The organism is Shewanella sp. 1180_01 (genome assembly GCF_052850535.1).
Genome location: NZ_VXCT01000071.1, coordinates 1 through 23,783 on the forward strand (window position 1 = coordinate 1; position 23,783 = coordinate 23,783).

Consider the following 23,783-nt stretch of genomic DNA (forward strand, 5'->3'; position numbering starts at 1 on the left):
ATCATTAAGCCGTCAATTTTTTCGGCTAACACCTGCATATGCCATATAACGAAATATATAATTTTTCAGTTATATGGCAATAGGATCTGCTTGCCATTATTTGCTGAGTGTTAACGATTTCATTTCATCAGTAACAGTATTGACTTCACTTCCTCACGGTAATGTGTGCAACGATTCGGCATAAAAAAGCAGAGCCTGAGCTCTGCTAATTTATATCAATATGCGAACTTATTTGTTTTGCATTAATTGACGAATATATTTCACTGGCGCGCTGCCGTAACTCAAGAATTGTTCATGGAAGGTTTTAAGATCAAAATCTTTGCCTTGCGCTTTCTTGTATTCGTCACGGAAATCATAGATTTCACGATAACCAGAATAGTAGCTCGTCAGCTGAACTTGGCTAAGCGTAGCGCGGCGCCACTTGCCTTCGGCTTCTGCCTGCTGTTGGAAGGCTTCGTTCATCATCAGGGCGATAGCTTGCTCTTCGGTCATGCCTTTCACATGGATGCTGTAATCCAAAATAGTGTTACAGATAACACGTAAATTCCACTTGTAGTACATCAGCCACATTTCAGGCTCAAAATTACCATAACCTTCTTCGAGCATCATGCGTTCGGTGTATACCGCCCAGCCTTCGACCATAGCGCCATTACCAAATAAACTTTTCACTAAACTCGGTGATTGGTTCGAGTAAACTAATTGAGTGTAGTGCCCAGGAATTGCTTCATGAATATTGAGGATTTGCAGGATCCAGTGATTATATTCACGTAAATAACTCTCGGCAGACGCATCACTCATACCATCGAGCGGCGTCACGTTGTAATAAGTATTACCAGATTTATCGTAAGGTCCTGGTGCACTAATAGAAGCACCAGCATAACCACGCATATATTCGGGTGTTTCACGGACGACAAGTGGCTTTTTAGGATCTAATGTGACTAAGTTTTTCTTATTTACAAATTCAATTAACTCTGGAATCTGCTTACGCACTTCATTCACGAATTCATCGCGCAGAACATGCTGAGTCGATAATTTATCGATTAACTTGCGAATGGCGAGCTTACTGTCAGCAGGTTTTGGCGTAGTAAAATATTTAGGCCATAACTTATCGGTAATTTTTGCCATTTCCCCTTGAACACGGTCTTTATCGGCCACGGCTTTTTGATACAGCTGTTTTGCTGTCATTCCCGCTTGGATATCAAAGGCAAATTTTTGCTCATATAGCTCCTCGCCAATTCTAAAACTACGGGCACCGTCTTTTTTAAGTTGAACCACTAATTTGTCTAACCAAGCGATATGGCCATTAATTGCGGCAGTGGCAGCATCAAACCGTGTGTTAAATAACGCTTTTTCTGTAGCCGTCAGACCAGAATCGGCGACCTGTTTTAATAAGTCATCGGAAAACACCGAAAATGCACCTTGGTTTTGCATCACAGCTAATTCGGTATGTTCCAATGTCGGCTTGCTAATGTTTGCCTGCGCGGCTGCATAATAAGCTGGTACATTTTCTAAACGCGCTAATACAGAACGTAATCTGTCATCTAATGGGGCAAAGTTTTCATTGATGATTTGGGCAAAACCACCCGATACGTTGTAGCTTGAAGGATCCCACTGCCAAGATTTAAAACTGTCAATTTCCCATGCCATGCTGCCGAGTAAATTGTCAATCAGATGATAATCAATCAGTTCATTTGGCGTCAGCGACTTTTGCTCGAACTGGGTCAATTGGGCTTGTTGTGCTTTCACAAACGCTAGTGTTTTCGCACGACCTGCCGCATCGGGGATTTCAAGGTAGCCATCATTAACATGCTTGCCACTGTATAAGGCCCACGTCGGTGATAACTCCCACAGTGAATCAATAAAGGAGGCTGAAAATTGCTCAAATGACTGGGCTTTAACTTCAACCGCAACCACAGGCTTGGTTTGACTCGTATGGGATTGACAACCAGCAAGGCCGGCCAGCGATAACACTATCGCAAGGGAAATAGCGGATTTTTTCATTATTATGGATCCTTTGTTGATATTTAACAGGCATGCAAAAATTACCTAAGTTAATCATATTGTCCCAATAATTGCAGCAGTGTTAGCCGTGAATACATCTACGGTTACAAAATTGTGAGTTATCGATATTTATGCCACTTACTCTATTCGAGTTAAAATCCCTGCTCTACTAAACATACTCAGATAATGATAATCGCCTATTCTGTTTCACCTCCTGCTATAATATCACCCTGCTCCGCTGTTAACGCGTTGGCATAACAGTTTGCTTATACATTATTGACCTGACCCTTTACCTGAGACATTCAATGCCATTTTCCAAACTTGGATTAAGCGATCCGATTTTAAGAGCCATCACTGAGCTCGGCTATTCACAACCTACTCCAATCCAAGAAAAAGCCATTCCGGTGATCTTGAAAGGTAAAAACCTGCTGGCTGGCGCGCAAACGGGTACAGGTAAAACCGCCAGTTTTGTGTTGCCAATACTGCAAATGTTCGCCGATATGCCGAAAATTCGAGCTAAACGCGTTCGCGCCTTAATCTTAACGCCAACCCGCGAATTGGCCGTTCAAGTAGAAGACAATATTGCCAAATACGCAAAATACCTGCCGCTGACCTCTATGGCCATGTATGGTGGCGTCGATGCCGCACCGCAGAAACAACGTCTTATCGAAGGCGTCGATATTCTGGTGGCGACACCCGGTAGATTGCTCGATATGTACACCCAAAGAGCGATTCATTTCGATGAAATCTCGGTATTAGTCCTAGACGAAGCCGATAGAATGCTCGATATGGGATTTATCGAAGACATCAATAAGATCATTGAACGTCTACCAACAGAACGCCAAAATCTGTTGTTTTCGGCAACCTTATCTAAGCAAGTGCGCTTTTTAGCGAAAACGGCGGTTGAAAACCCTGTTGAGATTGAAATTGCCCGCGACAGCGCAAACGCACCACAAATCGACCAATGGTTGATCACAGTCGATAAAGACAAAAAGTCGGCCCTGTTAAGCAAACTCATCACGGAGCAAGCGTGGGAACAGGCACTGATCTTTATCCAGACTAAACAAGGCGCCGCCAAACTGGTCAGCCAACTAGAAAAACGCGGTATTGCCGCCGAAGCCATCCACAGTGGTCGCAGCCAAGCGGTACGCGAGCAGTTATTAGTCGATTTCAAATCCGGTAAACTGCGCTTTTTAGTCGCGACTGGCGTGGCTTCTCGCGGTATCGATATCGACGCCCTCACCCGCGTGGTCAACTATGATCTGCCCGATGAAGCCGATGATTATATTCACCGTATTGGCCGAACCGGCCGTGCTGGCGCCTGCGGCGAAGCCATCTCCTTTGTTTCCAAAGATGATTTTAGAAACCTATGTGCTATCGAGCGCCGCCTAGGCCACATCATAGTGCGTAAAGAAATTGAAGGCTTTGTGCCGAACAAAGAAGTGCCAGTTTCTATCCTCGACTTTGTGCCGAAAAATACCACGCCAAAAACCTTTAAAGCCCGCGCACCTGAGGCCAGAACCTCACGCCCCGCGAAAGAAGGCTCCTTTGAAACCGCCCATGCGAAAAAGCATCGCAGTGCTAAATCTAAGCCGGAGGCAAAAGCCACTGTAGCGCGTCCACAATCCGCGCAGACTGATAACAGTAGCGAGACTACGGGTCGCAGTGCGCCCTTTAATCCGTGGAACAGCGGTTCTAAAACAAACTGATGGCCTAATACAAAGTCATGATCCCGTAAAAAGTCATGATCTAGTACCAGTCGTGACTTATTAAAAGTAGAAACTCATTAAGATAGAAGATATTAGCATGATTACATTCAGCACCAATTTAGGCGACATCACCATAGCACTCGACTTTAAACATGCGCCTGTCAGTTCAAAAAACTTTGTCCGCTATTGTGAAGAAGGCTTCTTTGAGCACACGATTTTTCACCGAGTGATCAAAGGCTTTATGATCCAAGGCGGCGGATTTACCGCAAAAATGAAAGAAAAGCCGACCCACGAGCCTATCGTGAACGAAGCCAACAAAGGCCTAAGTAACACCATTGGCACTATCGCTATGGCTCGCACCGATGCGCCTCATTCGGCCACGGCGCAGTTCTTCATTAACACCGCCAATAATGACTTTTTAGACCACACTGCCACCACCAATAACGGTTGGGGTTACGCGGTATTTGGTAAGGTCACTGCGGGAATGGACATTATCCAGCAGATTGAGAAAGTCAAAACCACCACAGTTGCCGGCCACGAAGATGTGCCCCGCGACCCCATAGTTATCGAGAAAGTGACGATTAATATCCAAAGCTGATCGTTAAAACGATAAGACTTTTCTTTTGATATAATGAATCGCTCAGTTTTGACTGAGCGATTCATTTTTTCGTAGCGGTTTTGAAAATTAATTAGTTCGCAAAAAAATCATACTTAATAAATACTGCTTAATATAAATTTACTTTACCTAATTTAACCTCAATCGCTTGACTTAAAACTTACTTAAAGTAAAAAATCTTAAATTATAGCTTCTTAACTTAAAATCAGTAGATTAATTATCCTCTCACGTTTTAAAATCTACCTAATATACACTCAACCTTAATCAATTTAGCCTATCCTATTGATATCATAGCCATACCACTACAATTAATTCAACTCACCGTCATTGTTCTAACGCTTTTAGTGTTAACCCCATCGATTGATATCCCCGCTCTTGATTTAAAATACCTTGGCAACTTAATGCCACCATTGGAGTAATGGTTAATTCGTACTTATCACTCAGTGATGTTGAATATATACCTTGCCGACACGCATTGCTGACCCAAGTAAAAAAGTCACTCTGCTTACTCATTATTGCAGTCAATTTGGCAGTCTGAGCTAGGCGGATATGAGTCAAATGTTCGCCAGTGGCGTCAATTTCAGCATAGGAACCCGGAGTTAAATAGTGCGAAACCGCATTTATTTCAGGGTTAGCTTGGCTTTGTTTCAATCGCTCAACTTGCGCTAATGCCCATACTCCATGCTCACCGACCACTGAGAGCGAACGATGTGATAAATCGACCAATAATGCTGTATTTTCATCGACTCCAAATGCCATTTTGCTATCGGCATTGGCGCTAAGGAGCAAGAGTCTTAAATAACGGTCTCGTTGTGAAAAGTGTGTGTCGGGTATACCAAAGGGGAAAAATCCAAGCCCACCTTGCTCGCGATAAGTGACCGCCGTTGCAGGAACTGAGGCATCACAATTAGCGACTTCACAACGCTCACTTGGCGCCTCGGTCGCGAAAATGCCAAAACTCAGAGCCCCCTCACTCGTGCCGCCGGTGATCATATTTTTATCAGCCATCACAGCAGTGCCAGCGCTGGTGCCACCGATGACAATTTCTTGTTTGGAAAGACGTTTCTTGATGATGCTTAATGCTTCACTGGGTGATTCATCCGGCGTCGTCCAAGCCTTTAAAGTCAAACTCTGATCGCCGCCATTTAAAAAGAGTCCGTCTATTTGATTAAGCAATTGATAGAGTTTAATGGGGCTGGCACAGAAATCCTTTTGTAGCTCAACTTGCTTTGGATAAAGCCTCGCCCTATCCGTATTACCTTGTATTTGCTGTCTAAACATTTCGAGTTGGTCACACTGACGGGTAGCGATACCCGCTTGCAACGCTGCATCTAAAGGCAGCCAAATAACCTCGGCCCCCATTTGCTCAAACACGCTGACATAGTAATCGGCCGCTTCAAAGGGATCGCGCGCAGAGGCGGTCACAACGGCGATCAGTGGACGTTTGGCATTGGGGTTGCTTTGCAGGCGCTTTGCTAACGCTTGCTGCGTAAATAATTGGTAAAGCGTCGCGGCATGGGGATTGGTTGTGGAATAAAGTAACACTTGTTCTTGTAACAGCGTGCCGTCAGCAAGCATCTGCTTTTCTTCTAATAAATCCAGCAGTGCGTAATATTGTTGGTCGCTCAAATGCGTCAGAAATTGCTTATCAATCTTTGCAATGGCTTGTTCAAGGTTTGCCAAGGTTAAGCTGTCACTATGTAAACGGCCAAGTGAACGGCCAATTTCAACATCGCTATTTTCAAGACTATTACTGACTGGAGAAAACGCTTTAGCCGCTTGCCGTAATATCACTTTTTGTTGCTCATTTAACGACTGCAATCTTGGGTGTTTTAGTGCACGTTCAAGCCACGAAACGTTGAACACATAACGTGTTTCGCGTTTGGCATCGGCTGAGAATTTGGCTTCCGATTGGCAATTTACGGGAGCTTGAGAGCTGCAGGTTTTCATCCCTCCGCCCACCAGCATAAGATCAAATGGTTGATGAGTGGGTATCGATAAACTCAGGGATTTCACTGGCGCTGACTGCACGCTTGGGGCGATAAATAGCAAAAGAGCAAAGTAAGAAATACTTAAGCTATTGAGCAAAAAAGATAAGTTTTTTAAGCAACGATTTTTCATAGTGGCACTCAATAAAAAGTGTGCGCCATGTATTGACTCAAGGCTCATGTTACGGATAGTCTTTTAACAGGTCAATAACAAAAGACTTCAGTTTATTACATGAAAACAGCAACAACTCTTTTCCAAAGATACCACTACCGCACCTGGTATCTGTCCGAATGGTGGGACGAATAACCGCTAAACACCTTGTGTTTGGTGGAGTCTAGTCTAGCCGTCTTACTCCCCTCTCAATCATTTGATTGACGTTGCGCTTTCTGCAAAACATTAACTAATGCCATGCGTATTGACTCACGCGCAGCTTAGCCACGTCTAAAAATTCTAATAAGAGATTTATCGGGAGCTTATCATGAGAAGTTCTGTATTTTTGTGCGCTGTTTTTGGGTTGGCCTTGTCGCCCGTTGCTTTAGCTGTAGCCAATGAACTAGAAAAAACAACTGAGCAATCTGCCGCAGATGCACCGGTCGAGCGAGTCGCAGTCACAGGTTCACGCCTAAAAGGGGTGGATATGGAAGGCGCCAATCCACTACAAAGTTTTACCCAGGATGACATCACTAAACGCGGTTACGAGAGTGTGAGTGAGTTTCTACGCGATCTCCCACAAGCTTCAAGTGCGGGGACTTTCTCGGAAACTGGGGGTGTAGGTGGAGCCGATGGAGCACCAGCTGGCGCATCCGGTGTCAGTTTGCGCGGATTGGGTTCAAGCTCAACCTTAGTGCTAGTCAATGGCCGAAGAGTCGCCGTTGATTCATTCTCTAATGGTTCTGACTCGTTTGTGAACGTCAATTCAATCCCTTTATCTGCCATTGAACGCATCGATGTGTTAACCGATGGCGCATCGTCCATCTATGGTTCGGATGCCATTGCCGGTGTAATTAACTTTATCCTCCGTAAGGATTTTGTCGGGCATGAGCTCAGTGCCCAATATGGGGATGATACTTCCGCTCACGATGCCAGCCGTAAGAATCTGACCTACGCTGGCGGCTTTGCCACAGAAAACAGCAATACTACGGTTGTAGTCGATTATGCGACGCGAAACGCCATATTTAATAGCGATAGACCCGTCAATGTCACCTTTGAATCCAGCACTCGTATGACCATAGATGGTGAGGATTACGCTGAGTCTTGGTGTGGCGATGATACCCAAAAAAGTGGTACACGTTGCAATTATGACTATGTTATTCAACGCGCTATCCAACCTGACTTTGAGAACATAGGCACGACCTTTAATCATATTTATCGTCTAGATAATGGATTGGAGTTTTTTGCTGAAGGCATGTATCAAAAGAATACCGGTTCAGCCTATGAGGCGCCTGCGGGATATACAGTGGATGTTGCTGGTGATTCTGCCAACATTCCCCAGTATGTTCACGACATTGACATGCTAGATGGCAGTGTCAGCGACGTTATCACTGTTCGAACTCGTTTCCCTGAGCGTCGAGTACAGGAATATGACACTCAGAGCTATCGAGTCCTCGCTGGACTGCGCGGTGAACTTGCCGACTGGAGCTGGGAAACCGCGGCGAGTTATGGCAAATCTACAAACGAAATCAACAATGTTGCTGGCTATATGAATGCCACTAAACTGGATGCCGCCGTGACGGCGGATGAATTTAATCCGTTCAATTTAGGCCGTGATAGTAGCGCTGCACAAATTGCTGCCCTGCGCGATCCCGGCATTCGTAAAGGTGAATCAGAGGTGTTGTCGCTGGATTTTAATATCAGTGGCGATCTGTTTGCATTACCCGCAGGTGCAGTAAGCTCGGTATTTGGTGGAGAGCTGCGAAAAGAGCAAATATTTGATAGGCCATCTATCAACGCAGTGAATAACGAAATTATCGGCTTAGGCGCAAGCGATGCCGAAGCAGACCGGACGCAATATGCAGTGTATGGCGAGTTTAATTTCCCCATTACCGACACCTTAGATGTGATCGCAGCTTTACGTTACGACCACTATAGTGACTTTGGTGGTGATGTTAACCCTAAAATATCAATGCGTTATCGCCCACTTGAAGACTTAGTATTAAGGGCGTCATGGAGTACAGGTTTTAGAGCCCCTTCGTTATCCCAATTAGGCGCAGGGACGTCGCTCAGCAGCCAGTATATCAATTGTGGTTCAGCTGAACCTTACAATGCCTTATGCGGTACTGCTGGCGCTGAGTTTGGCGAACTCGAGTTTGACCAAGAAACCATAGGCAATAAGGATTTATCCGCAGAAAAGTCTGCCGCCATTAACGTTGGCGTCTCTTGGAACCTCACTGAAGCACTACAATTGACCGTCGATTACTGGCGCTATGAGCACGATGATATTGTTGATATTGATGCCAACACCACCTTGGACGCCTGTATTAAAGACAGTACAAAAATCGTGACTAGCGTTGCAGAACTAGGAGATGAATTTGGCTGTGTTATTGATGGCCAAGGGGATATTAGCTTCTTACGCACTGGCTATTTTAACGTCGGCAATCAAAATACTGATGGCGTCGACTACAAGCTAGACTTTCGCTTAGACACTGAAACCGCAGGTGAATTTAAGTTTTATGTTGCGGGCACTGAAACCCTATCGTTTGAAAGACAAGTCACACCTTCAACCCCAGTGGAAGATTTATTAGGGCGGTTAAGTGGCGCCTCAGAAATTGCTCGCCCTGAAAGCGTGCTTGATCTAGGAACCGACTGGCAGCTCAACGATTGGAGTGCCAGTTTATCGGGTCACTACATCAGTTCATTGGGTGATGGTGACTTTAAATTTGATAACGAAACCGTCGACAGTTGGCTCACCTTCAGTGCGAGCCTTGGTTATGAGTTAAATGAGCACCATAGCTTTTTGGTGTCAGTGCGTAACCTAACAGATGAAGAACCGCCCTACGCCTCCTCTCCAACCAATGGCTATGCAAGCTCAGTCCATGATTGGTTAGGCCGTCGCTGGAACGTACGTTATACCTTCAAGTTTTAATGTACTGACTTGAGGCATTGGCCGCAGCGTTTAATTGTGGCCAATGCCTTGTTCTGACCCTTTATAAAGGCACATAGGATGAAATTACCTACTGCAAGGGCAATGCCCGACGCTTTTGTTATTTTATTTTTTATCGTTTTAGCCGCCGCAATAAGCAGTTACCTGTTTCCAGCGGGTTGGTTTGCTATGGTCGATATCGTTGATAGCGCTGGCAACATCACTCAAAGAATCGATCCACAACAGTTTTTCATGACATACGATAACACGCATCATGTCAGTCTATTTTCAGCCAACGACAAAACGGGGCTGACCAATTTTGCCTTCGATGGCATGACATCAGGCGATAGCATGGGCTCAGCCGTTGGCGTCATGGCATTTATCCTTATAGTAGGTGGTGCCTTTGGTGTCGTCATGGACACAGGCGCCATTACGCAATGCATTATGGCGATGATCGCCAAACTGCAGCGCAGCCAAGTATTACTGATCCCATTACTGTTTATAATATTTTCATTAAGCGGCGCGATATACGGCATGAGTGAAGAGGCCATTGCATTTTGCATTGTACTGTTACCGCTTTTTCAGGCTTTAGGTTATTCAGCAGCAACTGTGGTCATGGTCACCTACTTATCCACCCAAATTGGATTTGCTACCTCATGGATGAATCCATTTAGCGTGGCCATTGCGCAAGGGATAGCCGGTGTACCTTTAATGTCTGGCGCTGGTTTACGGATTGCAGCTTGGTTTGTGTTCACTGTTGTCGGCTTAGTTTTTACCCTGCGCTACGCTAAAAAACATCGCTCAGCAGTGGATGCCACACTCGTGCATGCTAACGATAAGCCATTGAATAATAAATGTTCTTCCTTTGACATTCTCGTGTTACTTTGTTTACTCGGCGTAATTATGTGGGTGATTTGGGGAGTGATAAGCCATGGCTATTATATTCCGCAAATCGCAAGTCAATTTTTTGCACTGGCCTTGGTTATTGGGCTGATTGCCGTTATTTGGCGAAAACGTAGCTTGAACCAAATCTCAAATGCCTTTCAAAAAGGCGCCAGTGAATTGTTACCCGCCGCTATGATTGTGGGATTCGCCAAAGGTGTGGTGTTATTGCTTGGCGGCGATGACCCACAACAGCCCTCTATTCTTAACACTGCCTTACATTATGCCGGCGAGTCCTTAGCAACGTTACCTGATGTCACCTCTGCCATTGTTATGTATATATTTCAATCTATTATGAATTTCTTTGTCGCATCAGGTTCCGGTCAAGCCGCCCTGACCATGCCTATCATGGCGCCGCTTTCCGATATTGCAGGCGTCACCCGCCAAGTATCAGTGCTTTGTTTTCAGTTTGGTGATGGACTGACAAATTTAGTGATCCCCACTTCAGCCTCATTAATGGGTTGTTTAGGTGTGGCTAAAATTTCATACGCTCAATGGCTTGCGCTTGTTTGGCGCTTTCAACTATTACTGACCTTGATGGCCAGTGCCGTCATTTTATTTGCTGTTATTACAGGATATAGCTGATGTTAACTTTAATCCGTAACGCCGCCGTTTATGCGCCGCAGTTTTTAGGGCTACGCGACGTGTTATTTTGCGAGGCGAAAGTCCTTAAAATCGCCCCCGTCATTGATCTTAAGCATGCAGACTTAGTCACAATCATCGAAGCCAATGGCCGCCCTTTAATCCCAGGTTTAGTGGACCCCTTAGTGCATATCACAGGCGGTGGCGGTGAAGGCGGTTACCACACGCGTACCCCAGAGATGCAACTAACAGATGCCAGCCTTGCAGGGGTCACTACGCTCGTCGCAGCATTGGGAACCGACGCCATTAGCCGCAGTTTGAACGAACTTGTCGTCAAGGCTAAAGCGCTCACATACGAAGGCTTGTCTGTCTTTTGCTACACTGGCTCCTACGAGTACCCTGTAAAGACCCTTACTGGCGATGTCACCCAAGATCTGGTGTTAATCGACAATGTTATTGGTGTGGGTGAAATTGCAATTGCAGATCATCGAGGCTCACAACTCACTGTGCCAGAACTCGCCAGAGTCGCAGCGCAAAGCCGCGTCGGTGGCATGCTCAGCGGTAAAGGCGGCATAGTGTTTGTGCATGTGGGCGATGGTGCAACTGGTATCCAAATTTTGCATCACATCGCGCAGCAGTCTGATATCCCTTTAACGCAGTTCTATCCCACTCACATGAATCGCTCCCAGCAATTATTAGAGCAAGGGCTTGAATTTGCACGACAAGGTGGGGTTATTGATTTCACGACGTCGACCAATACTCAGTATTTAAACGAGGGTGAAGTCGCGGTCGTTAATGCGGTCCATTTTGCAATCTCGCAAGGTGTTAACTTGAGTCAAATCAGCTTAAGTTCCGACGGAAATGCTAGCCTGCCCATATTTAGTTCTGACGGTGAATGTATTGGAATAGAAATGGGTAAAGTCAGCAGCCTATTTGAAGCGCTAATGGCTTTAATTAACAGTGGTTTACCCTTAGAAAAAGTGCTTCCTTTAGTGACCTCAAATGCCGCTCGTGTGCTCAAGCTAAAAACCAAGGGCGGAATAAGCGAAACACACGATGCCGACTTTGTGTTATTAACGGATAACTTTAATATCGATAAAGTATGGAGCAAAGGGCAACTACTCGTTGATGAAGGTAACGCACTGAAATGGGGAACATTTGAATCGCAGTAACTCAATAATGGCGCACGCGGCGCGCGTGCACCACACTCATGAACTGTGTGCAATGCGAGAAGATTACCCGCAAACAGAGCGTATCAAGCACATTTTCTCAAGGTGAAAGCAGTTTGCATTGGTAATGCGCACTCTACTCCTCGCTGATTGACTGACATTTTAAAACGCGCAACGTTACGCCATCGAGACCCGAACTGCACTAGAAATAAAGTTCTTTTATACAAAAACGTAGATAAACTGCACAGTGCCGAATCTGTTTCAAGAATAGAGCTTAAGAAAATAAAAAATAAGAGAACCAGTAAGATACTCACTTCCTCTCGATTTAACTTAGCAAAAAGTGGCTAACTCAGGACAATATTTTAAGCCCCTCTAATATCATTTTCTGACAAAAATTGAATATAGACAGGATGGGCAAGTTGAGCACCATAGTTTAAGTGCCAAACTCGCCCACTTTGAGCACAATGCACTTTACCAAGGTGTAGGCGCAGCTTCGGGTTTTGCTTCAGCGAAATACAGTGACGGTAAGATCCGTGATAAATAAGTGAACTCGTTATAACAATGTCGCATGAGGTTCAAACCTATCTCATCAGAGACCTCTATCTTTTTACCGGGTTCCGGTTTTCCGAGAAGAAAGCGACTTCTTAATACACAACCAAATGCCGTATCTCGGGCCAAATGAACCATCTCACCACTAACAGGATCGCCTTCTGCATCTACCACAATATTATCACCAAAACCAATCGTAGAGCAGATAGCGGCTGATACCCAGTTGTTATCCTGAGCTTTCTCATAAGCCGTTAATTCAAAAAAGTCCGTAGGTGCATGAAACTTAAGTTTGGCCGTGACTGGAGGAATATCTGCAAGGGACTCAACAGCTTCAATGGTTGCACCAATATAATTCTCCCCTTTAACCCACTTCTCGTCCCATCCTTTAAAAGCAACATGATCATGAGGATGCCACCATTTAATTTTTTGTGTTGAATCAAAATATCTGAACCACCAATCGAGCATCTCCCCCTTGCAACCATGCATATCGGTTCTTACTGCAACGAGTAATTCACCGCTGGCTAGCCTTGAAAATCCCATTTCAAGCTTTAGTGGTGCAGGGTTGAGCAAATCATGAATATCATCCACTGCCCAACATTTTGATGTTGCGATTTTTTTCATTCTATTTCTCCTGATTTATTTTGGAAACCGAGTTGGTTTCCAAAAAAAATACGCTTATAATTCGGCGTTGTCAAGGGAGAGAATTGATGCCAATTAACACTAACGAAATAAAGAAGCGCGGACGTCCCACGACGGTCGGCGAAGAGACAAAAACGAAAATAGTGGCGGCGACATTGGATGTTTTGTTGGAATTAGGATATGAAAAAACCAGTCTAGATCAGATTGCCAGCCAAGCTAGCGTCGCCAAAAAAACGATCTACCGATTTTCCTCAGGAAAAGACGAGCTGATCCAATTAGCATTGCGTAGCTGGACTGATTCATTTAAATCATGCTTTGAAAAAAATGCGGCTTCGCTCGATGAGTTTATGCGGCAGCTTGAGGACGGATTAGTCACGATTGGCGAACAAGTACTGAGCCCTAAAGCTGTTCGTCTTTTCCGGCTTTTACAGTCTGACTTTCCGGGTAGAGATGAATTGATAGCAAGCTATCAGCAACAGGGAATTCAACGCAGTAGAAAAATCTTACAACTCTGGATGGTCAAACATAGCGATCTTCACATCATTCGTGAGCAAGATTATGAAATACTGAGTAATCTACTACTCGCCATGGTCATTGCAGAACCACTACGAGAACTGGCTTTAAGGCAAACACCTTTAATACTGATTCGAGATAGAGCCCATAGCGCAGTGCAATTACTGTTACCGAGCTTCAGCCAAACTATCCCATAAAAACTGGGCATCTTATTGCCCTATTTAAGAAATAGTATTTTATATTCGGCAGATTAACGCCTCTGCCAAAGAGCTTGTTCTCTATCCTCTTTACAGATATTGGACCTACAAGATACGCGTAACGGCGTTAGGCTAAATTAACCATCTGATATAGATGAAAAAACCATTTCTGTATCTATTATAGTGTCTTGCTTACTCTTATTATCCCCTTTCCTTTCAAGCCCAAGAACACTGCGAACTTGGGCTGCTAATCCGACTAGGATGAGCAAAGAAAGCCTGCTGTAGTGCGCATAAAATGCTGTTTAACTTAGAGCGCAGGATGTTTAACTCGAGTCACATGATGTTTAACTTGGGTCACAATAAGCTATGCCATGACTTCAGCGGCCTGCTCCATCGAGCCAACACTCTCAAGTCGATACTTTTTCAGAGACGCAGTCTACACATGTTGGGAAGAGATTTTGAATAATACAAAAGGTAGTCTGTTTATGGTGGCTGCGATGGCAGCATTTTCTATTGAAGACATGCTCATCAAGTCTGCAGCAGAAACCACCTCTATCGGCCTCATTTTAGCGTTATTTGGCCTTGGTGGAATGTTGATTTTTATACTGTTAACTTGGCGCAAGGGCGAAACTGTGCTTCACCCTGCAGCATTGTCGAGACCCATACTATTACGCGCACTGTGTGAAGTGATCGGCCGCTTCTGTTTTGCTTTAGCTATCACCTTAACACCACTATCAAGTGCATCCGCTATTTTGCAAGCCACACCTCTGATAGCCATGATTGGCGCAGCCTTGTTGTTCGGTGAACAGGTAGGCCATAAAAGATGGCTTGCGGTATTAGTTGGTTTTGTGGGCGTGCTGATGATCATTCGCCCAGGGCTTGATGGCTTTGAAGCCACCTCTTTATTTGCCGTTATCGCTACCTTAGGTTTTGCAGGACGCGATTTAGCAACCCGTGCCGCATCGCCCGTGTTATCTAACATGCAACTCGGGGTGTATGGCTTTTTTGTGTTAATTCCGACAGGCTTAGCCATAATGATGTACCAAAATGAGCCCTTACAGTTTAGTACCACTGCGGCAACACAAATTCTGGGAGCCATCGTCTTTGGTGCCATGGCCTACAATGCGCTGACAATCGCTATGCGCGCTGGAGATGTCTCAGTAGTCAGCCCCTTTAGGTATACACGTTTACTGTTTGCCTTAGCGTTAGGCATATTGATATTTGGAGAATCCCCAGACTTACTGACACTTCTAGGGAGCTTACTCATAGTATTAAGTGGCGGCTATACGTTAATCCAAACGCGTAAAAGAACCACGACGAATAACATACCTAATGCGGCATGATATGAGTAAAACAACAAGGTAAATTGAAATCTCGGCTAAATTCTTCGCAAGTAGACGGACTCGACAAGGCGCAGAAACAAGCGCGATACACTCAACACAGATTCAGCCTTTGGTGATTTGCTATGGCATTAAAGCGTGCTAACGCTTAAGCACTACTTTTAAGAGCTAATTTTTAAGCGCTAACTCTTAAGCGCTAGCGAATCAAGATTACCCTGCTTAAGATTTATAATTCAAATGGTTAACTTGCAACACTCGCGACGGCGAGCTTGCAAGTTATTGCATCAGCATAGCTAAGTTAATTATCTTCTTGAATCCATCCAAGTGAGTTCACAGGGACAACGTCAGTTATATTATTGTGAGCGGCAGTAGTTGATGTTGGTTACAGCAAGTGCCTGTGGTTTTAATGCAATACTGCATTCCAATGGCGGCGCAATTGTCTCTAAGGGGCCGCAACGTCCCACACCATAAGTCGCAAACTGATTGGGGTTAATGTCCGCATGGAAGAACTGATTCGGAACCCGCACCTTTAAACCACTGTGTTCACCCAAAGAGTCGGTTAGTTGGTCGCCGATACTCATTAGCCAAAATACCTTCCGTTCAGCTTCCAGCGCCTCGCGCACAATATCTTTATATGCAACATTGGGTGTTGGTGTGGGTAAATTACTGCAAACCAGCTGTTTGGTGTTGCGTGAAAAATAGGTGAACCTATCTACAATCTTGGCATCAAGACCCATGTTCTTTTCAAGCCAATACTGAGTGGGTTTAGCACTTTGGTTTTCACAATTACGGGCCGTGACAAAATAACAATCAACACCGTCTTTAAAACACCATTGTTTAGCAAAATCAACCATGCCCTGAATTGCTGGCCCCTTGCCCGTTGGGTCGGAATCAATTGCAGCGCTAAATTCCAGTGTATTATCGATATCAAACATCAATGCTGGCGTTTTTTTCTGCTGTTTGAGTGCATCGATTAAGCCGCTTTTTTTAAAGGACCACATCAGATCATCTAACCGTTTGCGCAAGGTTTCAATATCAGTGGCATACTGAGATTGGGCACCATAGTGAGAAAAACCTGCACTATCCTGCGTGAGCTGATAATAGTTTTGATCATCACTATTGGTCATCAATGGGCTGGGTGCGGGCACAGTAATGGGCTTGCAGTTATTGCCATCAGCATCGCACTTCGCATCTAAACAGATTTTCTCGGAACCGCTGTATTGATTCGCCGCCCCAATACGCACATCTAATTGCGATTTATCACGGGTCAACTCGCGGTACAAACTGAGCGGGTCTGGTGTTGTTGAATGAGCACTACACCCACTGAGAAAACTGGATATCAGCAGTAATAAAATAATATGTTTCATCGTGATACTCCGATAACAGAGTGATAGTGAAAAACCGCGCCGATTAAGCACGCGGTTCTTTACTGGCAATTAAAAGCCGGTTAATGACTCAATAAACGAAATGGCATTAACATGCTTTGAGATCTGCTAATACATGATCTGCTGCCTGAAATGCCAACGCTGCCAAAGTGAGGGTGGGATTTCCCGTCGCAACCGTTGGAAACACGCCGCTACCGACTAAAAACAGATTGCTATGATCCCAAGATTGCTGGCGAGGATTCACCACAGACGTATCTTTGCAGTCCCCCATTCGATACGTCCCCACAATATGTCCAGCACCGTAAAACGTAAAATTATTGCCCTGATATTCAAAATTATTCGACGTCACCTCACGCTTATCGCCATAGAAAACCGGCGCAGGCGGAGCCTTGGTATATTCCCGCGCACCAAGGGCATCAAAGAGTTTGGTCGAAATATCTTTAGCCGAGACAAATGCGTTGCGCACATAATCTTCGCGTACTCGATAGGTTAATTTTGGGCGCGGTAAACCTAAATTATCAGTCAAGGTCTCAGACAATTCGACACGGTTTTCCGGATCCGGCAATTGCTCAATTAGATAGCCCATACGAATTTGCCGTATGTAAATACCATTTAAGGTATTCACCAAGGAGGCACCAAATAAGCTGCTATTTGCAGGTATCGCAGGATCAAAGCGCAATGGAATACCCTGTTGATTGACAGAATCCCCATTTAATTGCGAATTATTTTGACCAAATACAAAGTCAGCTAAGGTAGTGAATGGATCGTTCGCAGCCCACTGCCAACCCTCATTGCCGATTTCAATACGATAGGCGGCACGGTCTTTACGAAAGGCGCCATCCCGTAAACTTTCAATGCCCGCAGTAGATAGAGGTCCTCGAAAACCGTAGACAGGATCTTTAGCCAATCCCCAGGCCAAATACATGATGTGATCCATCAAATTACGCCCAACTTGATCGCTATGGTTCGCGACACCGTTTGGACAGGCTTTATTACGCTTAGACATGAGCAATAACTTAGGCGTCTCAATCGCGTGAGCGGCAATCACATATTTTTTACCCGTAACAGTACCGCCGCCCGTTGCTACCCCTCCGTGAGTTTGATAGGTCACATAATCAATACCAACAACATCCTTTGTGTTTTCATCCACTTGAATATTTGTCGCAACGTGACGATAAAACACATCAACATTGCCGGTTTGCAATGCTCGCCCGAGCGTCACAATGGCATCGTATTTGGCTTGGATTGGGCAAATAGGAATACAATTCGTATTACCCGCACATTGACGGCGTTCACCCGGTAATGAATTACGCCCCTGAGGGGTTGGCGTAACTGACAATTTAATCTTGTCGTACACCATATCGCTCACCGCTTGTTCGTATTGTTGATCGACTAAAGATGAAACAATACCAGGCATGGGATAATCGTAATTCGCGCCATAAACGCCATTCGGTGAAACATTAAATCCGCGATAAAGCTGATCCATCGCCTCTTTGTCACCCGCCACGCCAATCTCATTGGTCGCCTGTTCATAGTAAGGAACCAGCGCCTGATAAAATTGTTTTCCACCGGGCCAATCCACGCCCTGCTTATACTGGGTTTGCAATTCAAAATCATTGGGTAATAGATGCAAACTGGTTCCCAGCCAATGCCAAGTTGTGCCGCCGCCAATGCGCTCATAGGAACTGGCAAAAGCAAACTTTGCTTCAGGACTGTCAGGTTTCAAATGCTCTGGTTGCGACGTGTAGTCAAAATAACATTGCTTTGGATTGCGCCATGCGCCAATTTGCAACACGGTATAACGCGGCACATTCTCCTTCGCAGGATCAGGCAGTCCGAGTGGATTATCCGCCGTCGATGCCGCTGGATTTTGCGTAGTAGGAGGATAAGGTGATTCAGGTGTTTTGGCATTGGCTTTAAAAAAGGTTTCCATGTAACCACTGCGGTCAACAGGCACTTCCTGCCCTGCTTCGAGGATTAATACTTTTTTCCCCGCCATCCCCAGTTGATAAGCCATGATAGAGCCCGCAATACCAGAGCCCACAATAATAACATCGTAATTGGTTTGAGCGCTCATACTGCACCTCCTTGATGACCCGTATATGCCGACAGTGCTGCGGGTGGTTTTGCCCAATAGCCATAACGATAATTTGAATCACCCATCGGATGCGCCTGCATAACTTGCCAGACTAGACCCGTGGTATAACTTTTTGCCGAAATCATATCGCTAACTGTGGTCTCCGGATCTTTATCCGTCGCGGGAATAATGGTTGGCCATGCACCTGAGTACCACATAAAAATCAATTTACGACAAGCCAACACAAAATTCGTCCCGTTGTCTGGTGCCAGCATTTGCGTTCCAATTTGTTGATCTGATAATTGCTGCGCTTTTAACGCCGCATATTTTTGCAGAATAGTTGCAACTAAAGTTGGGTCCTTCGATTCTTCGGTTATTTTTTGCGTAAATACAGGTAAGTATTCGGATTTAATATCCACGGGATCCAATGTCGGGGCAATAATACTGGTCGCAAAGCCGGTTAATACCGCGCTCAAACCAATAAAATTATTCATAGTGTCGGCAGTCGCGCCTGTAATATCAGTCATGATGAGTTCCTTTCATAAATTATTGCGCGCGTTGCAGCAAGTAAGTGAAATCAGCAAAATTGCCGTTAGTGGTTGCCGCATTATTGTGACAAGCCATACAGCTGCTTGATGTTTGCTTTACTGAACCCTGTATATAAGTTTCGAGCGTGGTGTTCGCTAAAAAAGAAGGAGCAGGCACGCCCGTTGGATCGGTGGGATTTTTAGCATCGGTAGGCCATTGCGTACTGACCAATTCGTAATTCATCCATACCGATCCCGGCACCACAGCATCGAGTGCAGCGTGATAACTGGCATTTAAGGCTTTAGCGTCGGCAGTAATAGGAATGACGCGTTCCACTTGAGTTGGTTTAGTGTGCGGATTTGCCGGATCCCACGGGCGTGCTGGTGGTTCATTAACTTTGCAGTCAGTACATTTAGCATCGTAAAAATTATATGCCGACAATGATGCTGACTCACCTTGGGTTGGCGCATTAGCGACATGCTCAAAGGTAGACCAAATCCATTGTGGTTCACCCGTGGTTTTGTGAGCAATGTGAAACCCCACTAAACCGACTTGTTCAAGCGCACAAGCGGGTTTGACCCCATGTTGCTCTTGGGGATTGTTATAAACTAGAGCATAAGTCGTATAGTAATTCGTCGCATCAAACTTGCCGCCCATTTTTATCCATGAGGCCTTAAGCATGATAGAACCTACCTGCCCGGTTTTACTGTCGCTCGCGGTAAAATCAACATCGGCATTAAACTGTTTCTGGCCTTTTTTACTGTAGAGGTTATTGTCCAAAATAAAATTGAACATGGTTTCATTGGTTAATATTTCATAACGGGTATAAAGCCCGTTTTGATCAATCAATGGACCCGTTGTAAAAGGCTCACCACTTTCATCCAACACATTCGGGGTTTTCCCTACTTGCGTTAAATAAATAGTCCCTTGAGGAATGGACTTAGGATCAATACTTTTGCAAACATCCGGCACATTATTGGACTGATCCCACCCAGGTGGTTTTACGCCATCGGGTAAAAAAATCTCTCGGCTTTCCTTCCAATGCAGCCACACGACTGGCTGGTTAGTTTTTTGCCCAATGGTGGACATGGTATTGGGTGTACCATCGGCATTGGCAGGCCAATTCAGTGCGATAAAGGATTGCCAAGAAAAATCATCAAAATCATGTTGCAAACTCTCAAGAGAGAAAGGCGGTTTTGCAGCGATTTCCAATGGTATTACCGGGCTTAAAGTTGGTAAACTTGCGGCGGCTTTGGTAACGACTGGCGATTCCGCTTGCACGGTCGCACCCATACACAAGAACAACGCGCTATAACTAAAGTATTTGATATACATGAAATTAACTCTCCTTGTTGTTGAAACTTATCACTCACCATCATTACTGCTATAGAAACGATTAATCCTCTGTTGTTTACCTAAGATGCATAAGCCAGCCAAACTCTGCTATATAACAGTGTGATGACTTCATCACGGACTCGTTCGATGCATAAAACACGTTCGATGCAAAAAAATCGCGGTTTAGCTTGTTTTGACCTTACTTTGATAACAAAAAACATAAGTACTCGGCAGCATCTCTGCATACCTAGCGCAGATCTCAAAGTACCAGTCGCGTAAAGGACTTAGCCTCTGCCAAGTCCAAATAAATGGGTATAAAAATGTGATTGAAGTTTATTTTTGAGCGCCCCTGCTGATCTAAAGAACAGATCTGAAGCGACTGATATGGATAATGATGAACGTCTTTCATTGAAAATCCTTTTCATGACAGCGTTTTATCACGATACCTTGAGCCTAGATAATTCAATTAACACCAGATGCTTAATTGAAATCAGGTTAGCTCCGTGAAGGATAAGATATTCCTGCATTATTACAGTGAAACTAATTCTATTCTGGTAGAAGAAGAGTTACCTTCTGAAAACATGCTAAGTTAAAAAATTGTTTACAATTGACTTATTGTCAAGTTTGAAACGGGTGATTTGTTGGATTTGCAGAAAGGAAGAGGCTGTACTTAAACTAAGGTATGGTTACTTGGTAAAGCAGACATAAAGCATGAGCCAGCGCATGTAACGCGGCTGGCTCAATACTGTTTATCTGGACTTAAAATCTTTCATCACGAATCGCCGGAAGTACCAGTTCACGCACATAAGATGCATCTGACAAGCTAAGGAGAGTTCGAACAAGGTTGACAACATCATGCACCGGCACAAGGGTGCCATCGCCTCGCTGAGCAGCTTCGTCAATGGATGTTGCAAGCGTATCCTCCGTATTGAGATAACCCAGCTGCAAGCAAGTTACAGCCAGACCCTCTTCTCTGAAACCCTCTCGCAATGCATCACTTATACCGGTAAGAGCAAATTTAGACGCACTAAACGTCACTTCAGGACGCCCGCTTTGGCGTAGTCCAGATGTTGAACCCGTAAGGATTAACTGAGGTTTAGCAGAGTTGAGTAATTTAGGGATCAAGCGCTTAAGCAGAATAATTGTGCCCGTGATATTAATATTGACCATATCGACAATACTTTGATCCTCATCGTCAAGGAAGCTGTACTCGTCGGTGAAGGCTGAAGGTTCCCATACTCCAAGATTATAAATGAGTACATCCAGTTGCGCCGGAGTTTGCTGCTCAATCAATCGAACGGCTTCTAATGGCGAACTCATGTCTACATTAATCCATTCGACCTCAACGTAGCCGGGTAAATTGAGATCGCTGGGTTGGCTGCGTGAAACGCCAATAACAGTGTCACCCGCAGTACATAATCCCTCAATAAAAGCGCGGCCAAGACCCCTACCCGCTCCAACAACCATCAATTTCATAATGTTAAACTCTCCATCGGATAGAAACCATTAACGAGTACACAAGTGTATTTATGCTAACTAGGCCAGCAATACGCACATGGTTAACTAACTGTATTAAATGAAACTGAACCGTCTGCAATTGAGTATTTGACCCAAGGAAATTAGGATACACTGCACCCACAGTTCTCACTCAAATTGATGTTGAAACTCAGTAAGCAAGCATTATAGGGTTATCAAAATAACCAAAATCAGTTTACCCATTTAAATTGGAGTCTATTGCATAACCTAAAATAAGACGATGTGAGCAATTAGAATAAATAATTAAGGCTTAAGGCTTAAGGCTGTAATAAATAAGCCTGCCCCATAAACGCTATGGGTCAACAAACTTAACCCGCGTGCTTTCCATGGAGAAGGCGTTTTACTTGCCGCAAACCCGAATCCAAGACAAGGTTGAATGAGACAAAAAGGGAACACTAGGGTCACAATACCAGTAACTAGCGCAGGTATTAACGTTGGCTCAGATAACCACATATCCCCGAAAATCATTACATGAACCAAAGCGAAAATAATACCGCTCAAATAATGCAGAAACCAACCTATAGAAGCTTCTCCTCTCACTGATGGAGTCACCATAATAGGTCGATGAACCAGCTGGCCTCTGTAAATGAAAATAAACCAACGTCCCACAAATGCATAGTCAAGCGTTGGCATACGAAGTACATTTCTTTGCCACCATGACCATACATCCATCACTAATGTGGCACCTGTGCCCACTAACATCGCCTGTAGCCAAATAGCCATTGAGTACTCCACTTTATATTTGTTCCTGAGATTGATATAGTTCAGGCATGGTACAACTTGAAGTCGACTTTAAGTCAAGAGTGCATTTTATGGATATTGGAGATGTTTCACACGAATCGGGATTAGCTCCTTCAACACTGAGATATTATGAAAAAATTGGACTGATACAATCTATTGGCAGAAAAGGACTTAGACGCCTATATGCCCCTAAGATCATCAATAAATTGAATATCATCTCACTTGGACGTATTGCGGGTTTATCATTAAACGAAATAACGACAATGTTTAATGAATCCGATGAATTGGCCATTGACCGCACTTTACTGGCACAAAAAGCCTCTGATATTGATGTTAAAATTAAGCAGCTAAAAGCAATACGAGATAGTCTTAACCATGTCGCGAGTTGCCCACAGTCAGATCATTTAGCCTGCCTCTCATTTCAAAAACTCATGAAGTCGGTAAAGCCATTTAAATCTTAATTCGGTGATAAAAATTAAGCCCTTGCTATATGTCTAAGCAATACTGTCTTCGAACTAGGCGCCACTTGAATGGCTTGCAAGAAAATTAGGTTATAGCGACACCACAATGATTAAAAAATATTATGGGAAATGAATACCTAAGTACTCACAAAGAATGGCTGACCACATTACAGAAATGGTTGGATCATATGAGGGCTTAAACGGACTAGAAGTCCGTCAATTCTGCAGAAAACAACAAATTTAACCAGTAAAACACTGAATAAGTTTGTTTTCATTTTGCGAAGAGAAAGTGAGTCTAACTCTCGAAAAGCCCATATAACAGCCTGTTTTACCCGATTTATATGGCTTTTAGAGGAGCTATCAGGGTCAGTAAAAGCATGTTAGTACCCGAGTGG

At 44.4% G+C, this 23,783-nt stretch carries 17 protein-coding genes; 8 read left to right on the forward strand and 9 right to left on the reverse strand.

Features of this window, described 5'->3' with window-relative positions; all coding sequences use genetic code 11:
- Positions 1-228 precede the first annotated feature (228 nt).
- Complete coding sequence (locus FW758_RS22240) at positions 229-2,001, reverse strand: DUF885 domain-containing protein (protein WP_446446543.1); 1,773 nt, start codon at positions 1,999-2,001, stop codon at positions 229-231.
- Between the two features lie 305 nt (positions 2,002-2,306).
- Between FW758_RS22240 and FW758_RS22245 the strand changes: the two genes are divergently transcribed.
- Together FW758_RS22245 and FW758_RS22250 are read left to right on the forward strand one after the other, a co-directional pair.
- Positions 2,307-3,710, forward strand: a complete 1,404-nt coding sequence (locus tag FW758_RS22245; RefSeq protein WP_446446544.1) for a DEAD/DEAH box helicase — start codon at positions 2,307-2,309, stop codon at positions 3,708-3,710.
- Between the two features lie 97 nt (positions 3,711-3,807).
- The gene (locus tag FW758_RS22250; RefSeq protein WP_446446545.1) at positions 3,808-4,308 is read left to right on the forward strand and encodes a peptidylprolyl isomerase; all 501 of its coding nucleotides are present in this window, start codon (positions 3,808-3,810) and stop codon (positions 4,306-4,308) included.
- Between the two features lie 342 nt (positions 4,309-4,650).
- On the opposite strand, the gene FW758_RS22255 is transcribed toward FW758_RS22250, so the two are convergent.
- Entirely contained in the window at positions 4,651-6,447 is a 1,797-nt protein-coding gene (locus FW758_RS22255; RefSeq protein WP_446446546.1) for a cyanophycinase, read from the reverse strand.
- Between the two features lie 346 nt (positions 6,448-6,793).
- On the opposite strand from FW758_RS22255, the gene FW758_RS22260 reads away from it, so the two are divergent.
- The 3 genes from FW758_RS22260 to iadA all read left to right on the forward strand — a co-directional run bounded on the left by FW758_RS22260 (position 6,794) and on the right by iadA (position 12,090).
- A complete protein-coding gene (locus FW758_RS22260; RefSeq protein WP_446446547.1) occupies positions 6,794-9,397 on the forward strand; it encodes a TonB-dependent receptor in 2,604 nt (867 codons plus the stop codon).
- Positions 9,398-9,475: 78 nt separating this feature from the next.
- Positions 9,476-10,921: a putative basic amino acid antiporter YfcC gene (gene yfcC, locus FW758_RS22265; RefSeq protein WP_446446548.1), complete on the forward strand. Its 1,446-nt coding sequence runs from the start codon at positions 9,476-9,478 to the stop codon at positions 10,919-10,921.
- Positions 10,921-12,090, forward strand: a complete 1,170-nt coding sequence (iadA, locus tag FW758_RS22270; RefSeq protein WP_446446549.1) for a beta-aspartyl-peptidase — start codon at positions 10,921-10,923, stop codon at positions 12,088-12,090. Before yfcC ends, iadA begins: the two co-directional genes overlap by 1 nt.
- Before the next feature lie 468 nt (positions 12,091-12,558).
- Here iadA and FW758_RS22275 read toward each other — a convergent pair whose 3' ends face one another.
- Positions 12,559-13,257: a DAPG hydrolase family protein gene (locus FW758_RS22275; protein WP_446446550.1), complete on the reverse strand. Its 699-nt coding sequence runs from the start codon at positions 13,255-13,257 to the stop codon at positions 12,559-12,561.
- Between the two features lie 86 nt (positions 13,258-13,343).
- On the opposite strand from FW758_RS22275, the gene FW758_RS22280 reads away from it, so the two are divergent.
- Together FW758_RS22280 and FW758_RS22285 are read left to right on the forward strand one after the other, a co-directional pair.
- Positions 13,344-13,985 carry a TetR/AcrR family transcriptional regulator gene (locus FW758_RS22280; RefSeq protein WP_446446551.1) on the forward strand — a complete coding sequence of 214 codons (642 nt, stop codon included), beginning with the start codon at positions 13,344-13,346 and terminating at the stop codon, positions 13,983-13,985.
- Between the two features lie 371 nt (positions 13,986-14,356).
- Positions 14,357-15,328, forward strand: a complete 972-nt coding sequence (locus FW758_RS22285) for a DMT family transporter (RefSeq protein ID WP_446446552.1) — start codon at positions 14,357-14,359, stop codon at positions 15,326-15,328.
- Between the two features lie 350 nt (positions 15,329-15,678).
- Here the strand turns inward: FW758_RS22285 and FW758_RS22290 are convergent, their stop codons facing one another.
- The 6 genes from FW758_RS22290 to FW758_RS22315 form a co-directional block, all read right to left on the reverse strand.
- Positions 15,679-16,692: a hypothetical protein gene (locus FW758_RS22290; RefSeq protein ID WP_446446553.1), complete on the reverse strand. Its 1,014-nt coding sequence runs from the start codon at positions 16,690-16,692 to the stop codon at positions 15,679-15,681.
- 106 nt (positions 16,693-16,798) lie between these two features.
- On the reverse strand, positions 16,799-18,787 hold the full coding sequence (locus tag FW758_RS22295; protein WP_446446554.1) for a GMC family oxidoreductase: 1,989 nt from the start codon (positions 18,785-18,787) through the stop codon (positions 16,799-16,801).
- Positions 18,784-19,314 (reverse strand): hypothetical protein, encoded by a 531-nt coding sequence (locus FW758_RS22300; protein ID WP_446446555.1) that lies wholly within the window; start codon positions 19,312-19,314, stop codon positions 18,784-18,786. The genes FW758_RS22295 and FW758_RS22300 overlap by 4 nt, the downstream gene beginning before the upstream one ends.
- A 19-nt stretch (positions 19,315-19,333) precedes the next feature.
- Positions 19,334-20,650, reverse strand: a complete 1,317-nt coding sequence (locus tag FW758_RS22305; RefSeq protein ID WP_446446556.1) for a hypothetical protein — start codon at positions 20,648-20,650, stop codon at positions 19,334-19,336.
- A 759-nt stretch (positions 20,651-21,409) separates the two neighbouring features.
- Positions 21,410-22,126 carry an SDR family NAD(P)-dependent oxidoreductase gene (locus FW758_RS22310; RefSeq protein ID WP_446446557.1) on the reverse strand — a complete coding sequence of 239 codons (717 nt, stop codon included), beginning with the start codon at positions 22,124-22,126 and terminating at the stop codon, positions 21,410-21,412.
- Between the two features lie 303 nt (positions 22,127-22,429).
- On the reverse strand, positions 22,430-22,909 hold the full coding sequence (locus tag FW758_RS22315; protein WP_446446558.1) for a DUF2938 domain-containing protein: 480 nt from the start codon (positions 22,907-22,909) through the stop codon (positions 22,430-22,432).
- 89 nt (positions 22,910-22,998) lie between these two features.
- Between FW758_RS22315 and FW758_RS22320 the strand changes: the two genes are divergently transcribed.
- Positions 22,999-23,388 carry a helix-turn-helix domain-containing protein gene (locus tag FW758_RS22320; RefSeq protein WP_446446559.1) on the forward strand — a complete coding sequence of 130 codons (390 nt, stop codon included), beginning with the start codon at positions 22,999-23,001 and terminating at the stop codon, positions 23,386-23,388.
- Positions 23,389-23,783: the final 395 nt, after the last annotated feature.

Excerpts from the sequence above, each read along its gene's own strand:
- FW758_RS22240 (WP_446446543.1), bottom strand. The coding sequence starts at position 2,001 with ATGAAAAAATCCGCTATTTCCCTTGCGATAGTGTTATCGCTGGCCGGC.
- FW758_RS22245 (WP_446446544.1), top strand. The coding sequence starts at position 2,307 with ATGCCATTTTCCAAACTTGGATTAAGCGATCCGATTTTAAGAGCCATC.
- FW758_RS22250 (WP_446446545.1), top strand. The coding sequence starts at position 3,808 with ATGATTACATTCAGCACCAATTTAGGCGACATCACCATAGCACTCGAC.
- FW758_RS22255 (WP_446446546.1), bottom strand. The coding sequence starts at position 6,447 with ATGAAAAATCGTTGCTTAAAAAACTTATCTTTTTTGCTCAATAGCTTA.
- FW758_RS22260 (WP_446446547.1), top strand. The coding sequence starts at position 6,794 with ATGAGAAGTTCTGTATTTTTGTGCGCTGTTTTTGGGTTGGCCTTGTCG.
- yfcC (WP_446446548.1), top strand. The coding sequence starts at position 9,476 with ATGAAATTACCTACTGCAAGGGCAATGCCCGACGCTTTTGTTATTTTA.
- iadA (WP_446446549.1), top strand. The coding sequence starts at position 10,921 with ATGTTAACTTTAATCCGTAACGCCGCCGTTTATGCGCCGCAGTTTTTA.
- FW758_RS22275 (WP_446446550.1), bottom strand. The coding sequence starts at position 13,257 with ATGAAAAAAATCGCAACATCAAAATGTTGGGCAGTGGATGATATTCAT.
- FW758_RS22280 (WP_446446551.1), top strand. The coding sequence starts at position 13,344 with ATGCCAATTAACACTAACGAAATAAAGAAGCGCGGACGTCCCACGACG.
- FW758_RS22285 (WP_446446552.1), top strand. The coding sequence starts at position 14,357 with ATGACTTCAGCGGCCTGCTCCATCGAGCCAACACTCTCAAGTCGATAC.
- FW758_RS22290 (WP_446446553.1), bottom strand. The coding sequence starts at position 16,692 with ATGAAACATATTATTTTATTACTGCTGATATCCAGTTTTCTCAGTGGG.
- FW758_RS22295 (WP_446446554.1), bottom strand. The coding sequence starts at position 18,787 with ATGAGCGCTCAAACCAATTACGATGTTATTATTGTGGGCTCTGGTATT.
- FW758_RS22300 (WP_446446555.1), bottom strand. The coding sequence starts at position 19,314 with ATGACTGATATTACAGGCGCGACTGCCGACACTATGAATAATTTTATT.
- FW758_RS22305 (WP_446446556.1), bottom strand. The coding sequence starts at position 20,650 with ATGTATATCAAATACTTTAGTTATAGCGCGTTGTTCTTGTGTATGGGT.
- FW758_RS22310 (WP_446446557.1), bottom strand. The coding sequence starts at position 22,126 with ATGAAATTGATGGTTGTTGGAGCGGGTAGGGGTCTTGGCCGCGCTTTT.
- FW758_RS22315 (WP_446446558.1), bottom strand. The coding sequence starts at position 22,909 with ATGGCTATTTGGCTACAGGCGATGTTAGTGGGCACAGGTGCCACATTA.
- FW758_RS22320 (WP_446446559.1), top strand. The coding sequence starts at position 22,999 with ATGGATATTGGAGATGTTTCACACGAATCGGGATTAGCTCCTTCAACA.